The following is a 15,645-nucleotide window of genomic DNA, read 5'->3' as shown; positions in this document are numbered from 1 at the left end:
CAAAGCGACAAGTGAATAAGTCGTTAGAAACGTGACTGATGCGAATGAGCGTATTCAACAAAGTTGCAACTTGAAGTATGACGAGTATAGAGATGAGGAAACGATGCGATGCTCAATCAACGTTACGCTGCAATCGATCAGGGAACTACGGGAACCCGGGTTGTCGTCTTCGACGAAAGCGGCCACTATCATTCCCCAATGAGTATTCCTCATAAGCAGATCACACTGAACAGTGGCTGGGTGGAACATGATCCTGAAGAGATACTGGCAAATATATTAAAGTGCTTATATAGCTGTGATGTAGTTGATGCGATTGGTATTTGCCATCAAGGTGAAAGCATTGTTGCTTGGGATGCTGATAGCAAGCGCCCACTCTATAACGCCATTGTTTGGCAAGACTTGCGAACAGAGAAAACGATTCAGCAACTTAAAGATGCCGGCTTGGGGCCTATTGTGCAGGCTAAATCAGGGCTACCACTGGATCCTTATTTTTCTGCCAGCAAAATGGGATGGATTATTAATAATGTTGTCGGAGCCAAAACATTAGCAGATAAAAACAAGTTACGTATTGGCACTATGGATGCCTTCTTTTTAGATCGGCTATGTGGTGTCTATGTTACCGATTATAATTCAGCTTCACGAACCTCATTATTGAATATCCACACATTACAGTGGGATGAACAACTGTGTGAAATATTTGGCGTGCCAATCCATTGTTTACCACCATTACGTGACAATATTGGCGATTTTGGCGCGATTAATCTTGATGGCCATTTAACGCCTGTTACGGCAATTATTGTCGACCAATTCGCAGGAACATTCGGACATGGCTGTCGTGATAAAGGTGATGCAAAAATCACCTTTGGTACTGGTGCCTTTCTACAAGCACTAACCGGGGCTGATATTCCTCAAACTCATGAAAGCGGATTATTGCCAACACTTTGTTGGAAATTCCCTGATGAACCTCCCGTTTTCGGCTTGGATGGTGGTGTTTACAACGCAGCCTCTGCAATTAACTGGGCTAAAAAAATTGGCTTATTTGAGCAATTTGATGAGTTAGCCGATTTCAGAGCTGAACCCGCCATCAAACGCGGTTTAGCCTTTGTTCCCGCACTTTCTGGATTAGGATGCCCCTATTGGGATCGTAGCGCCGCAGGGCTTTGGGCTGGGCTATCCCTAGATACCGATAAAAAAGACATGATGCAATCCGTATTAGAAGGCATTGCAGCACGCTCCGCAGAAGTCATTTTTGCAATGGAAAAAATTTCACCACTAGGAAAATCAATTTCAGTTGATGGAGGGTTATCGTCCAACCAATATTTCAAACAATTTCTCGCTAATTTATTACAAAAAAATATTGAAACACCAGCAAATCGTGAAGTTACGGCTTTAGGTGCCGCACTGCTCGCCCGTAAAGGGTTGGGGATCTCACACGAGATGACAGTAAGACGTAATGCCACCGTGACACAACCGGATGGCACCTGCATGCAAGGTGTCATGGAGCAATATCGGGATATTATCGCCCGTTCTCGCCAATTAAGACACTAATAAAATAATAAAAGGAAACCCTACTATGGCTGAATTCGGTAATTACATTATTTATTTGATTATGGTGGGCGCTGTTGTCGGCGCCGTCGCCTCAATTGTTAGACCTACCAGTGATTTAGGGAAAGAGTTTGTTAATGGTATTTTCTCCATTGGCCCAGTATTTTTAGCGCAAGCGGGGATAATGGCAGCTGTACCTCTGCTTTCTCAACTTATCTCTTATATACTTGGGCCAGTATTCTCATCCGTTGGCTCCGATGTTTCCATTGCCGCATTATCCATTATTGCGGTTGACATGGGGGGATACCAGCTAGCAGATGCATTGACCACTAACCGCGATATGTGGATCACGGCGATGCTAATCGGTTATACCTCTGGAGCAACTATTGTCTATTTGATCCCTGTTGGTTTAACTATGCTAAACCGCAAAGATCACAAATACCTTGCACTAGGCGCAATGGCAGGGCTGATTTCAATACCTTTCGGTGTATTGGCATCGTTATTATTGATCACCTTCAATAATATCCCTGTTAGAGATATTATCTCGACTAATTCACCAGCAGCACACCATTTGACTCTTGATTTCCTGACCATGCTACAGTACTTAATGCCGCTGTTTGTGTTCTGCTTCTTGCTTGCCGCTGGCTTGAAGTATCGCCCTATGATGATGGTTACCGGCTTTTTGATTTTTGGTAAGATCATGGATGCTTTCGTCAAGCTAGTACTGGCATTCTCGATTGTAGAACACTTTACAGGCGTATTCACAAAAGTGTTTGGGGTGTGGGGTTTCGATCCGCTATTTGCCGATCAAAATGAGTTATTCCGAGCCATCGAGATCGCTGGCTATATTGGCATCATGTTGGCAGGGACTTTCCCTATTTGCTACTTGTTCCAGCGCTACTGCAAACCTTTAGTTCGTTCGCTTAGTCGTCGTTTAAAGTTAACCGAAAGCGGGTCGTTAGGTTTTATCATGGTAATGGCAAATATCATCGCAACCTATCATTTATTTAAAGATATGCGTGCAAGAGATAAAGTACTGTGTGTGGCATTTGGTGTTTGTGCTCAAGCAACCATTGGTGACCACTTAGCATTCACAGCAAACTTCCAGCCAAATCTTGTGATCCCAATTTTACTGGGCAAACTGGTTGGCGGTTTCCTAGCCGTCTTCATCGCTATCAAAATTTCAGTACCACAAGCGATGCGTTATGAGGCCGAAGATGAAAAAGCACTGGAGAATGCTCATCAGGAACAGCCAATAGCCGTTGCGAAACAAGCGTAATCTTTTTAATAAATAGTACGTTGGTAACACAACATTAAAATTATTGATGGAGTGGGATAAAGCATGACCTATCCCACTCCGTATTCACAATTGAGCGCCAATAGATTTATTTTTCTTATTTGTTTCAAATTATTAGTCAATTCTGTCAAAAATACCCTATCTGCTAGTCGCCTAAAAACACAGTTGACTCTTTTTAAATAAAGATCAATTAGATAATATTTGCTTTCTCTCGTGATACTATCAGCGATGATATTTAATCCTGAAATAAATCTAAATAAGAAACATCAATAATAAATTTATTCATATTTTCTTCATTTTTTAGAACATATGAGTAGCTATACTTAATCTCGCCTAAACCATTATTGATGATATTTTTTGTGTCCTCCTTCCCCCACTGTGTGGGGGTTTTTTCTTTTTCTCCCCACAAAAAAATACCCCAAGGCTTTACACCATGAGGTATTGTTTATACAAATACTTCGTAAAAATTATCGTTCCCAGTAAGATTCTTCTAAACTATCTTCTTTTTCTGGTAAACCCCGTGTTAAACGCGGTGAATGTTGAGAAAGTACTTGATAACTAACACGATTAGCATACTTACATACTTGCGCCAGAGAAGAGTAAGTTAAGTATTGACGGCTATGTTTACTTGAATTAGGTACATTCATGCGATGATAGGAATTAGCCGTAATATCATGTAATAAAGCCGATAACGCACCATCACCTGCGCCATTCGTGTTCATGATTTTTTCAGGCCCCCCCATGTAAGGCTCAATGTGTGAATAGATGCGCATTGGAACATCACAATCCTGTCTACGCATAGCTCGACTAAATTCATACAAATTAAATTCAGCAATCGCTCCCGGTAGCAACGGGTGTTGAGTTGTTCGTTTAAAAGCCTCTTCAGTGTAACCGGCCATATAAAGCCCTGATGGCCCTGCGGTACACAAAACAAGATCAACCCAATTTAGTGCCATATCAGAGGCAAGTAAGGGATCATTAAAACCAGTGAGTTCTAATGCTTCATCTTCATTCATTGCTACTACTGATACATGCTCTGCAAGAAAATCACGCCAAAATTGCGGATCTTGTGCAATCACAAATTTAGTCCCTAACGTCAATACCACAGGGACATTGTGTTTTTTAGCATAATGGATCGCTTGCATGGTCGCTTCAGGCATGGTCTCACCGGGTTTACAGCGTACTAAGTAAGCGGTTAATACTAATGCTGAAGCGCCTGCAATAATTTCTTCTGGAATACTTTCAGGGCGTAAGCGATTCATATGCCCCGGACTAATGGCAAATGTTCGTTCACCGTTTTCAGTAATCAAAGTAAAACAACGCCCAATAGGCCCATCAACCCCTTGCAAGTAGTTGAGATCCATACGACTTGAGGTATGGCATAGGTATCGGTAAGAATAGCTTCCTATTTGAATGTTGTTACACATCGTACCCAACAAGACTGAACGGTCATCAGCAAGCACTGAATAGTTGTGCAGTGTATTGCCAATAGTGCCCCCCGCAAACTCATGCGTAATTAATGAATTACTGGTTAACTCTTCATACAGCGCTTCTGCTGCATCATCCTCAATAACTAACGAATGACCTTTACTGAGCTGATAACGTTCAATAAACGAATCATCGACTTTAGCTTCAATATCTACCAAGGTTTGGTCAATGCCGACAATATAAGATTTGCAGTTTTCACTGTCATCCATACGTTCTTTAATAGGCTGTAACAGCGGATCTTTAAGACTAACAGGAAAGTAATGCTTTGATTTACGTTGACCGGGGAATTTCATAGTGAACAAGTTTGAAAGTATACATTGAGGGCTATTCTAGCACGATAAATAAAAGCCAGCACCTCTCATGAAGGTACTCGCTTTGTATACTCTAAATCGTTTGAGGTGCAGCTAGGCTATAAGTGAGTGTAGCCTAGCTGTACCTCAAGGTATAACCAGTATAGCGAATGTATTGGCTATTTAGTCAGCGTGTTATTTTTTTTAAAATCACGATATAGCTCGCGAGTTAACACATATGAGCAGCTTAAGATCATAGCTAAGATAGCACTCAGAGCAACAATCAATGCAGATTTTGGTGAATCCTTTTTCGTCGGTAAATCAGGCGCTAAAATAAATTTAATTGGCATAAATTCGATAGTATCAATATCCAATTCAGAGAGGTTTTTGATATAGTGTTGGCGAATTTGTAAGTCTTCGCTCAACAATGCAATATCACGGTTTTGTAGCTCAATCGCCAGTTTTTTCTCCAGTGCCTCAGTCCCTAATGCGATAGGATAATCAGGATCATCACTGATAATTGCAGAATCCGTCACAATAGGCTTACGTACACCCGCCGCTTTAGCGATATCAATAGCGCGTTTCAACCTTTCAACTTTGACATCATATTCAGTACGAATTTTAGTCACTTCCTGTTTGAAAGTTTCATTGGCAAATACTAACTGACGCGCAATTGCATTTTGAATATCGAGTTTAAACTGTTCCCTGACCTTTGTTGCAGTATAGCGGACATAGCCCGCTAACAAGTCCTGAGCCTCAGAAGGCTGCGGTGCAGTAAACGTCAGTACGATGTCGGTTGACGTACTATTTTTCTCTTTTGACTGATCTTGGATTTGGATGCTATTCGCGATAATGGTATTAACCAAACGTTGGTCACCATTTTCTTTATCAGCAGGATCAACTTGTTCAGCTAGCTTTTTATAGTATTCAGTACTACGAACATAAGCTTCTTGGTTAACCTTAGAACGATATTGATCAACAAAAGCACTAAATATTCGTGACGCTGATAAATCAATTTTGACATCTAACACTGTTAATTGGGCACCCAATGTATTGATATCTTTGATTTCTTCAGATGATGGCGGAATAATAACCGCCGTACTACTCCATTTTTGTGGTAACTGAGTGACCACTAATGCACTGATAAGTGTGATAACAACAGTGATAGCGATAATAAGAAGTTTATTTCTCACTAAAACAGCAAACAGGGCCATTAAATCAATTTCATCGCTTTGCTGCATATTAAATTGTGGGACCTGTATTTTTGCGGCTGTTTTACCATCCTGCGATTCTTTATCAGTGCTCATATAATTTCCAATTAAATACCAAATTAAGAATACTACTAATTTTTATATCGGCTAGTATAATGATTTTTCCAATTTATGATATATCGATTAACACCCGTTTTTATCTCAATTTAAAAGTTAAAGCTATCTAATTTTACTACTAATAAGTGATTTAAATAAGTTAATATTGTCATCACTATCATTTAAAGCCGGTATATAGTGAAATGACTTTCCGCCGTTACTTTTGAAAAAGTGTTGATTTTGCTCACTAATTTCTTCCAGTGTTTCTAAGCAATCCGCAGAAAAACCCGGACATATTACCTGAACTGACGTTACTCCTTTATGAGGTAATTCGTTCATTGTTTCATCAGTATATGGTGTTAACCAAGGCTCTCGGCCAAAACGAGATTGATAAGTCATCAATATACGATCTTGTGGATAGTTTAATCTTTGTTTAATTAAATCGGTCGTTTTTTGACAATCTTGTTCATATATATCGCCAGTTTCAATATATCTTTTTGGGATCCCGTGAAACGATATGACTAATCTATCGGGCTCACCATGTTGTGCAAAACTTTTCTCAATAGAGTTCACTAATCCCTGAATATAATCGGGGTGTGTTGCGTAATGACGAATAAAATGTAATGACGGTATTGTACGCATCTTTTTAAAGATAGCAGAAATGCCATCATAAACCGCTGCTGTCGTTGTACAGGAATATTGTGGATAAAGTGGCAACACTACTAACTCTGTCACCCCTTGGCTCATCAGTGCATCAATCGCACTTTTTAAGGAAGGTGAACCATAACTCATTCCGACTTCCATTGGGATATTAGGGAAGTGCGGAGCAAGTTTTTCCTTTTGACGTAAAGTATAGGCTAGTAATGGCGAACCTTCCTCTGTCCAAATAGATTGATAGAGCTTAGCCACTTTTGGTGAGCGAAAAGGTAAAATAGCACCGTGTAAGATAGGCTTCCAAATAAGCCGAGGAACATCAATAACACGCTCATCACTTAAAAATTCTGCGAGGTAACGCTTAACTGCTGGGGTTGTTGGGGAATCAGGGGTTCCTAAGTTAACCAATAAAATGCCATATTTACATTCAGACACGATGATTACTCCTTAATGATAATTATTCCCAACTTTATAACACATAATACAATCTTTTTATTGCCTAAAAGCAAAGGCAGCGGTTATCGCTGCCTTTGCTGGTAACTATGGTGACTAATTAGCCAAGAATTTTTGCTAATTCAGCACTCACTTCAGTCACTTTACGGGTACCATCAAGCTTGAAGTACTTGGTATTGCCTGCTTCGGCTTCTTTTTGATAATAAGCAACCAAAGGCGCAGTCAAATCATGATATTCAACCAAACGCTTACGAACGGTATCTTCTTGATCATCTTTACGAATAGTCAACTCATCACCAGTGACATCATCTTTGTTTTCAACTTTAGGTGGGTTGAATGTCACATGGTAAACACGGCCTGAAGGCGCATGTACACGGCGACCAATGATACGCTCAACAATGATTTCATCTGGTACATCGAATTCAAGTACGAAATCAACGTTAATGCCAGCTTCTTTCATTGCATCTGCTTGTGGGATCGTACGCGGGAACCCATCCAACAAGAAGCCATTGCGGCAGTCATCTTGTTTGATGCGCTCTTTAACCAATGCAATAACTAATTCATCAGTAACTAGTTTACCGTTATCCATTAGCTCTTTTGCTTGTAAACCTAGCTCACTACCCGCTTTAACTGCTGCACGTAGCATATCGCCAGTTGAAATTTGTGGGATCCCAAATTTCTCCATAATAAATTGAGCTTGAGTGCCCTTACCGGCGCCTGGAGCACCGAGCAGAATGATACGCATTGCGTAAACCCCTTGCTATTTAGTTTTTTATAATTTGAAAAGAAAACAAGATACCATACCATTAGCATGGCGCTTTACTCAAGAACACACGTAAACGTTTTCGCATTTAACTTCTTTCGCAAAAGAAAAAAACCACGCTAAAGCACAAGCTAAAACGTGGTTTTTGCTCAAAAACGAAACTTCATCGCTGCGTTATTTTAATAATAATTCATTGATTTTACGAATAAATAAATTTGGATCTTCTAATGTTCCACGCTCAGCGAGCAACGCTTGATCCAATAGCACATCAATCCAATCAGCAAACAAAGCCTCATCAGTGACTTCAGATGCTTTCTTGACCAATGGATGTGCTGGATTCAATTCGAAGTTATATTTAACTTCTGGGGCAGCCTGACCCGCAGCAGCAAACAATTTAGCCATCTGGGTACTCATTTCATCTGCATTTGTGGTTACAATCGCAGGTGTATCCGTTAAACGATGTGTGAGTTTAACTTCTTTAACCCGTTCACCTAGCAAGGTTTTAACACGCTCAACAAATGGCTCTAACTGCTTTTCTGCTTCTTCTTGCTCAGCTTTATTTTCATCTGCTAGTTTGTCTAGCGACTCATCCGCTTTACTCACCGATTGGAACTGTTTGCCATCAAACTCAGACAAGTAGTTCATCATCCACTCATCAATACGATCGGAAAGCAGTAATACCTCGATACCTTTTTTACGGAATAGCTCTAAGTGAGGGCTGCTCTTCGCTGCTGCATAGCTATCAGCAGTAATGTAATAGATTTTATCCTGACCATCGACCATACGGCTGATGTATTGCTCTAAAGAGACGCTCTGCTCACTACTCTCATTATAAGTGGAGGCAAAACGTAATAGCTTAGCAATCGCTTCACCGTTGCTACTATCTTCCGCAGGGCCTTCTTTCATCACTAGCCCAAATTGCTGCCAGAAAGTTTGATACTTTTCTGCGTCGTTCTTAGCTAATTTTTCCAACATCTGTAGCACACGTTTAGTCAGTGCGCTACGTAAGCTACGCGTTAATGCACTATCTTGCAAAATTTCGCGAGAGACGTTGAGTGGTAAATCGTTAGAGTCCAAGACACCACGCACGAAACGTAGATAGTTAGGCATGAATTGTTCAGCATCATCCATAATAAATACACGCTGAACATATAATTTTAATCCATGGCGCTGTTCACGATTCCACATATCAAATGGTGCCTGTGAAGGGATATACAGCAAGCTCGTATACTCTTGCTTACCTTCAACACGGTTATGTGACCACGTTAGTGGATCTGCATAATCATGGGAAATATGTTTATAGAATTCAGTGTACTCTTCATCTGAAATCTCAGATTTATTGCGCGTCCATAATGCTTTTGCTTGGTTGATTTTTTCCCAAGTGATTGTGCCGTCTTCTTCGTTCTTAACTTCAATTTCAACAGGCAACGCAATATGGTCAGAATATTTGCTGATCACTGAGCGTAAACGCCAGTTATCTAAAAATTCGCTTTCATCGGCACGTAAATGTAAGGTGATTTCAGTACCACGTTCAGCTTTTTCGATATCAGCGATAGTATATTCACCCTCACCTGCCGACTCCCAAAACACACCTTGATCTGCTGCTGCACCAGCAGCACGGCTGCGAACAGTGACTTTATCGGCAACAATAAATGCAGAGTAAAAACCAACACCAAATTGGCCAATCATTTGGCTATCTTTTGCTTGGTCAGTGCCCAAAGATTCTAAAAAGGCTTTTGTACCTGATTTAGCGATAGTTCCTAAGTTATCAATAACTTCATCACGGCTCATACCGATACCGTTATCGCTAATCGTCAGTGTTCCATTCTCTTTATCTGCGCTGATGCGAACACGCAGTTCACCATCGTTTTCATACAGTTCTGGTTTAGACAGAGCTCTAAAACGTAATTTATCTGCGGCATCAGATGCGTTTGAAATAAGTTCACGCAAAAAGATTTCTTTGTTTGAGTAAAGAGAGTGGATCATCAACTGGAGAAGTTGTTTTACTTCGGATTGGAACCCACGAGTTTCTTGTCCTTTCATACTCATTAATGGCCTCTATATCATCAATCTAATAGGATAGTTTTGACTAATCGATGAAGTTTAACTGGGGGCAAAAAATAAGAATTCAACTCAGTAAGGTAAAAAAGCGGTAAAGCTAGGGGAATTTGGATGTGATTAATTCATTTTATTAAATATTTTTCAAGCTACCAAGTAGACCTGTAGCTTGAAAAATAACTATATTCTCTGTCTTCCCGCTAAGGAGTGAGAAAGTGTTGTACCATCAACCATTTCGAGTTCACCACCAACAGGAACGCCATGAGCAATACGGCTGGCTGTCACCCCATATTGCGCACACATTTGCCCAATATAGTTTGCTGTTGCTTCGCCTTCAACAGTCGGGTTAGTTGCGAGTATCACTTCTGTAATGGTTTCAGAAGATAAGCGCTCTTCTAGCCTATCAAGACCAATATCCATAGGCCCAATACCATCGAGAGGCGATAAGTGCCCCATCAATACAAAGTAACGCCCGGAGAACTGCCCAGTTTGTTCAACAGCATAGATATCTGCGGGGCTTTCAACCACACAAATCAATCCATTTTGCTGACGCCGTGGATTCTCGCAGATATTGCACACTTCTTGTTCAGTAAAAGTGCGACAATCACGACAATGGCCTATTTCTGACATCGCGCGAGTGAGCGACTGCGCTAAGCGCATGCCGCCACTACGATCACGCTGGAGTAGATGAAAAGCCATTCGCTGCGCTGACTTTGGCCCCACTCCGGGGAGACAGCGCAAAGCTTCCATTAACGACTCAAGAAGCGGACTGGTTTGCATTAGAATGGCATCTTAAAGCCAGGTGGCAATTGCATACCACTTGAAACACTCGCCATTTTCTCTTTTTGCGTTTCTTCTATACGACGAGCTGCATCATTGAATGCAGCGGCAATCAAATCTTCCAACATGTCTTTGTCATCTTCAAGCAGACTTGGGTCAATTTCAACGCGACGGCAGTTATGTGATCCATTAATTGTCACTTTAACCAGACCAGCTCCAGATTCGCCTGTAGCTTCTAGGTTGGCAATTTCTTCCTGAACTTTCTGCATTTTATCTTGCATCTGTTGGGCCTGCTTCATCAGGTTCCCCAAACCACCTTTACCAAACATAGTTATCTCTCACTACTGAGGCCACAGCTTACTCACAGAGACTGTAGCGTTAAACGGGGCGGATACTCTCTTCGTCTAACTGAGCATCAAACATTGAGCGCAGCTTTTGAATCGTTTTATCCGCAATAATTGACTGGCGAGCTTGCGCCAGCTTCTCTTCATAAATTGCTTGTCGCCATTCTAGCGGTGTTTTCACCTCATTATTATCATCTTGAACAATATTCAATTCAACAGGATGACCATAATGTTGGCTTAATGCACTTTGCAAAGCTTCTTGTGCCGAAGGCTTATTCAAATGACGTTGTGTGGAACGCAAATGCAAAACCATTTGCGATTCACCTATTCTTTCTATATATGAATTCAAAGCTAATTGTTCAACTAGCTTAGGTATTTTTAATTGTGCAATTTCTGCTGACCAGCTATCTCTTTCACGCCCTTCCTCAATAATTTTCATTGCCAATTCAGGAGTTTTTTCATATTCGAGCGCTTCTTTTATCTCTGTAGGGGTTGTAACCGCCTCTTTTGCTTGGCTATCTTCAAACTGCGGTCGCCACTGATAAGGCTTGGCCTTAGTCGCTTTTTTGGTTTCCGCTGCACGGCTCGCTATATTTTGCTGATGTTGGCTGGTGACAGCTGCCAGCCTCTCAAGTGCTGACATCGCCGGCTTAGCCTGTTCAGGCGCGGCCGGTTTATTCTTTTTTGCGTTGGAGCCCTCATTCTGCGAAGAGAGCAAGGCTTCTCTGGCTTTTAATAACTGTGAGGTTGGGCTATTTTCCGCTATTACGGCTGGAGCTGGACGAGCGGGTGGCGCCGTCCGTACCACTGTAGGCGGAGTTAGTTGGGTCGTTGGAGCTGGTGATATAGGTTCTTCAATCACATTTTTAGGGTGGAAGGCTAATGCACGTAACAATGCCATTTCAACGCCCATACGGCGCTCTGGTGCATAAGGGAGATCACGACGACCAACTAGCAACGTTTGATAAAATAATTGCAAATCTGCTGGCGAAATCATTCGTGCAATTTGCCTGAGCCGCCCTTCCGTTGAAGAAGGATCCGTTTCTTTGGCAGCAGGTAACAACTGGATCATCGCAATACGGTGCAACAACGAAAGTATCTCAACCAGTAGGTTTTCCCAGTCTGCGCCTCGCACTGCGGCTTGTTCTACTTCCGACATCACAGCAATACCATCTGCACGAATCAATGCTTCAATAATGGCTAAAGGTTGTTCATCATCCAGCGTGCCTAACATTTGGCTGACGATGTCCGCGGTCACCTTTCCTTGCCCCATCGCAATGGCTTGGTCAGTTAAACTCAGTGCGTCACGTAAACTGCCATCTGCTGCTCGTGAGAGCAATTGGCGAGCTCGGCTATCATGTTCAATACCTTCTGCATTTAAAATATGTTCCAGTTGTTTGCTGATTTGAGCAACATCCAACGCTTTTAAGTGGAACTGTAAGCAACGCGACAGAATTGTCACTGGCAGCTTTTGCGGATCCGTGGTCGCAAGCAAAAACTTGACATGTTCAGGTGGCTCTTCCAGCGTTTTGAGCAACGCATTGAAGCTATGACGCGATAACATGTGCACTTCATCGATAAGATACACTTTAAAGCGGCCACGAGCCGGTGCGTACTGTACGTTATCTAATAACTCGCGGGTGTCCTCAACTTTTGTTCTTGATGCCGCATCAATTTCAATCAAATCAACAAAACGGCCTTGTTCTATTTCTAAGCAATTTGCACATTTACCACAAGGTGTTGCGGTGATCCCTGTTTCGCAATTAAGGCCTTTTGCAAAGAGACGAGCGATTGTTGTTTTGCCGACACCACGGGTACCAGAAAACAGATAGGCGTGATGGAGCCTCTGGTGCTCCAGACCATTTGCGAGTGCGGTCAATACATGCTGCTGACCAACGACATCAGAAAATTTTTGGGGGCGCCACTTACGGGCAAGTACCTGATAGCTCATGAATTATGCAGTTTCTAAACAGGGTGATAGCACCATGCTACCACAGCCTCATCCCTTACGGCGAGACTGTGATAAAAATAGTCGTGAAAATTAGGATTAGTGGCCTGGGAATTCAACTAAACTAAATGAATGGATACCTTCTGCGGCAAGACGTTCTACACCACCAAGATCAGGTAAGCTAATAATAAACGCGGCATCAATAATATTTGCACCTAACTGTTTAATCATTTTGACGGTAGCTTCAACAGTACCACCAGTCGCCAGTAGATCATCAATCACTAAAACATTATCTTCAGGCTGAATGCTATCTTTATGAATTTCAAGAGTATCCGTACCGTATTCCAAAGCGTACGTCATACTGAGCACTTCACGTGGCAATTTGCCTTTTTTACGTACAGGAACAAAGCCAACACCAAGGCGCAATGCAACAGGCGCTCCAAAGAGAAAACCGCGGGCTTCCGTACCAACAATTTTAGTCACACCTCTGTCTTTATAATGCTCTACCAGCAGATCAATAGTTGCCTGATAAGCAGCGGGATTGTTCAATAATGTCGTAATATCACGAAATAACACACCTTCCTTTGGATAATCAGGAATTGATGCGATACTTTCTTTAATTAATTGCAGTTGTTGCTCTTTCGCGGTCATAATAAGTGCCAATATAATTTAAATACGAAAAGGGAGAATCTATTTAAAGTACCATAAAATTGCAATAAGAGGCCGTATATTTACGGTGTGTTCTATGATCATCATACTTCAATTTTCAGTGTTTTCCATTTAAGTATGATAGCACCCCTCAAATTATTTAGCGTATATTAACACACATCAATTTTTCATACTTTTTAACTTTTATTGGAATTAAAATGAAGACTAAATCTCTTTTAGATGTGTTAAAGATACAAATCGAGCAACTACAAGCTCGCATTGCTCCCATTGCCGATCAGGAGTTTTCACATTCACGCTTTGATAGCCAGCTTTTTAGTAGTAAATCAACCCACCTCGGTGACTGTCAGAAAGAGCTCGATAAACTGTATCAACAACTCTGTAACAGCGTATCACTCAATCACAAAGAGCAAGTAAATTTTCTCACAGAGAAAATTGCTCATCAAATCCAAGCACTGTCACGGGAGCTATCGACACAATCTTTACGCGACAAAGAAAACGCCTTTCAAGAAAAGAAAGAACAAGTTGATCTTTATGAACGCTTAGCACAGCATCAAGATTATGAACGCCGCTTAGTTGGCATGATGAACGAACGTGAACTGCAACTCAGCACCTTAAACGATCACACAAAACGCCACCAATGCCAAAAAGAGATTGCGACGTTAGCTGGGCGGCTATATCGTTGCCGCCAAGCACTGATCCGCATTGAAAAAGCGATTGAACATCAAGAAAATCAATTTTTAGAGTGAGTTTTTACCGTAGATCGCTTCATTAACGATTTAATGCAATAACTACAAACGATAGCGAACAAACCACCTATCAACGTTTCCATGATCCTTTCGGACAATAAGTGGTAGTCAACATTATTAAAATAAATTGACATTTCGATCAGTGATAATACTAACCCTGTGATACAAAAAGTACCAAATACATTATTCTTCTTATTATTACTAATCGGGATCAAGAATGAAAATAATAAGATAAGAGCAAAACCAATGTAAGGCATCAGCACTGCGGTATTGAAGGATAAATACAATACAAACACCACAATTAATGTACCAATCACTCTGTCACGAGTTAGCTTAATAATATTTGTGAGTTTAGGATTCAATACAAAAATAAAGGTCAGCGGTGCCCAAAAAAAGTGGTCTACATTGATAGCTCTAGAGACTAAAACACATAGCACTAGCCCAATCGAGTAAATCAATGATTGATAAATTAAGTTGTAGTTTAGCTTATCTCTTTTTAGGGAAATATATTTTTTAATCTGAAATAAAGATATCTTTTCACGCTTACTCATACTATAGCAGAAAGCAAGTGTGATAAAGGTACCAATCAGTAAACCTATCACTAACCCATCAAAACTGGCTTTGTTCAATGTCGCCCCTATGATATAAAAAATCATAAAGTACTTAATCGACATATCTAAAGATGAATCAATATTATAAAATTGATAGTAGAAAAAAGGCGCTAAAAATAAAACGATAAAGAATAAATAATTAATTCCAAGGTAGTAACCTAAGGCGGAACCAACAAATACAAATAAAGAACATAACAATGAATAAACAATGTTTTTGTAACGGCTCGCTTTATTGAAAATAGTATAGCCATGTAGTGTTGACAACGAACTCCATAATGTCGCATCAATACCTGCGACTTGATAAGTAATGAGAAAGCTGACCACAACACAAAATGTTAAGTAAAAACTTTCTGATAATTTCGTCACAACATCACCTAATTACATTCATTTCAATAAAAGAGCACTAATACACTAACATGCCTCTATAGCTATCACAACACAAACTATTAGGTTATATCCCATTGTCTTTTAAGGATAATCTAATTAATATCTTTATCTGTTTGGACTCTAGATAATAGTTCATTATTTAATATATTCACTATTTTATCATGCAACTCCAACACGGTTATCCTGCTATAAAATCCAAAATCGACTTGCCCTCATTATGAGAAAAATTTACTATCCCTACATAGATATACAGTCTAAATCATTCAATAGTAACTATCATATCTGACGGAAAGCACTGCAACTTA

Annotated in this window: 13 protein-coding genes; 3 read left to right on the top strand and 10 right to left on the bottom strand. The window is 40.7% G+C overall.

Annotated elements, in window-relative coordinates; translation table 11 throughout:
- Nucleotides 1-108 precede the first annotated feature (108 nt).
- Nucleotides 109-1,548: an FGGY family carbohydrate kinase gene (locus JI723_RS05640; protein WP_272580210.1), complete on the top strand. Its 1,440-nt coding sequence runs from the start codon at nucleotides 109-111 to the stop codon at nucleotides 1,546-1,548.
- 25 nt (nucleotides 1,549-1,573) lie between these two features.
- A complete protein-coding gene (gene eutH / locus JI723_RS05635) occupies nucleotides 1,574-2,824 on the top strand; it encodes an ethanolamine utilization protein EutH (protein ID WP_272580211.1) in 1,251 nt (416 codons plus the stop codon).
- Between the two features lie 485 nt (nucleotides 2,825-3,309).
- Here the strand turns inward: eutH and JI723_RS05630 are convergent, their stop codons facing one another.
- From JI723_RS05630 to apt, 9 genes are all read right to left on the bottom strand, one after another.
- Entirely contained in the window at nucleotides 3,310-4,623 is a 1,314-nt protein-coding gene (locus JI723_RS05630; RefSeq protein WP_272580212.1) for an inosine/guanosine kinase, read from the bottom strand.
- A 176-nt stretch (nucleotides 4,624-4,799) separates the two neighbouring features.
- Nucleotides 4,800-5,927, bottom strand: coding sequence for an LPS O-antigen length regulator Wzz(fepE) (gene wzz(fepE) / locus JI723_RS05625; protein WP_140181749.1), 1,128 nt, complete (start codon nucleotides 5,925-5,927; stop codon nucleotides 4,800-4,802).
- 123 nt (nucleotides 5,928-6,050) lie between these two features.
- Nucleotides 6,051-7,016 (bottom strand): ferrochelatase, encoded by a 966-nt coding sequence (gene hemH / locus JI723_RS05620; protein ID WP_140185810.1) that lies wholly within the window; start codon nucleotides 7,014-7,016, stop codon nucleotides 6,051-6,053.
- A gap of 118 nt (nucleotides 7,017-7,134) precedes the next feature.
- A complete protein-coding gene (gene adk, locus JI723_RS05615; RefSeq protein ID WP_070925173.1) occupies nucleotides 7,135-7,779 on the bottom strand; it encodes an adenylate kinase in 645 nt (214 codons plus the stop codon).
- A 192-nt stretch (nucleotides 7,780-7,971) separates the two neighbouring features.
- Nucleotides 7,972-9,846 carry a molecular chaperone HtpG gene (htpG, locus tag JI723_RS05610; protein ID WP_139158606.1) on the bottom strand — a complete coding sequence of 625 codons (1,875 nt, stop codon included), beginning with the start codon at nucleotides 9,844-9,846 and terminating at the stop codon, nucleotides 7,972-7,974.
- Between the two features lie 189 nt (nucleotides 9,847-10,035).
- Nucleotides 10,036-10,635, bottom strand: a complete 600-nt coding sequence (recR, locus tag JI723_RS05605) for a recombination mediator RecR (RefSeq protein ID WP_070925174.1) — start codon at nucleotides 10,633-10,635, stop codon at nucleotides 10,036-10,038.
- The gene (locus tag JI723_RS05600) at nucleotides 10,635-10,964 is read right to left on the bottom strand and encodes a YbaB/EbfC family nucleoid-associated protein (RefSeq protein ID WP_070925175.1); all 330 of its coding nucleotides are present in this window, start codon (nucleotides 10,962-10,964) and stop codon (nucleotides 10,635-10,637) included. The genes recR and JI723_RS05600 overlap by 1 nt, the downstream gene beginning before the upstream one ends.
- Nucleotides 10,965-11,013: 49 nt before the next feature.
- Nucleotides 11,014-12,930, bottom strand: coding sequence for a DNA polymerase III subunit gamma/tau (gene dnaX / locus JI723_RS05595; RefSeq protein ID WP_272580214.1), 1,917 nt, complete (start codon nucleotides 12,928-12,930; stop codon nucleotides 11,014-11,016).
- A 96-nt stretch (nucleotides 12,931-13,026) separates the two neighbouring features.
- Nucleotides 13,027-13,578: an adenine phosphoribosyltransferase gene (gene apt / locus JI723_RS05590; protein WP_272580215.1), complete on the bottom strand. Its 552-nt coding sequence runs from the start codon at nucleotides 13,576-13,578 to the stop codon at nucleotides 13,027-13,029.
- 215 nt (nucleotides 13,579-13,793) lie between these two features.
- Here apt and priC point away from each other — a divergent pair, with 215 nt between their 5' ends.
- Nucleotides 13,794-14,342 (top strand): primosomal replication protein PriC, encoded by a 549-nt coding sequence (gene priC / locus JI723_RS05585; protein WP_337979835.1) that lies wholly within the window; start codon nucleotides 13,794-13,796, stop codon nucleotides 14,340-14,342.
- On the opposite strand, the gene JI723_RS05580 is transcribed toward priC, so the two are convergent.
- Entirely contained in the window at nucleotides 14,327-15,319 is a 993-nt protein-coding gene (locus JI723_RS05580) for an FUSC family protein (protein WP_140181761.1), read from the bottom strand. The two genes, priC and JI723_RS05580, sit on opposite strands and share 16 nt — an antisense overlap.
- Nucleotides 15,320-15,645: the final 326 nt, after the last annotated feature.

The sequence above is a fragment of the Providencia manganoxydans genome (genome assembly GCF_016618195.1).
Lineage (GTDB): Bacteria > Pseudomonadota > Gammaproteobacteria > Enterobacterales > Enterobacteriaceae > Providencia > Providencia manganoxydans.
This window is presented reverse-complemented; position numbering and strand designations above follow the sequence as displayed.

Coding starts and splice junctions, on each gene's coding strand:
- JI723_RS05640 (WP_272580210.1), top strand. CDS start 109: ATGCTCAATCAACGTTACGCTGCAATCGATCAGGGAACTACGGGAACC.
- eutH (WP_272580211.1), top strand. CDS start 1,574: ATGGCTGAATTCGGTAATTACATTATTTATTTGATTATGGTGGGCGCT.
- JI723_RS05630 (WP_272580212.1), bottom strand. CDS start 4,623: ATGAAATTCCCCGGTCAACGTAAATCAAAGCATTACTTTCCTGTTAGT.
- adk (WP_070925173.1), bottom strand. CDS start 7,779: ATGCGTATCATTCTGCTCGGTGCTCCAGGCGCCGGTAAGGGCACTCAA.
- htpG (WP_139158606.1), bottom strand. CDS start 9,846: ATGAGTATGAAAGGACAAGAAACTCGTGGGTTCCAATCCGAAGTAAAA.
- recR (WP_070925174.1), bottom strand. CDS start 10,635: ATGCAAACCAGTCCGCTTCTTGAGTCGTTAATGGAAGCTTTGCGCTGT.
- JI723_RS05600 (WP_070925175.1), bottom strand. CDS start 10,964: ATGTTTGGTAAAGGTGGTTTGGGGAACCTGATGAAGCAGGCCCAACAG.
- dnaX (WP_272580214.1), bottom strand. CDS start 12,930: ATGAGCTATCAGGTACTTGCCCGTAAGTGGCGCCCCCAAAAATTTTCT.
- apt (WP_272580215.1), bottom strand. CDS start 13,578: ATGACCGCGAAAGAGCAACAACTGCAATTAATTAAAGAAAGTATCGCA.
- priC (WP_337979835.1), top strand. CDS start 13,794: ATGAAGACTAAATCTCTTTTAGATGTGTTAAAGATACAAATCGAGCAA.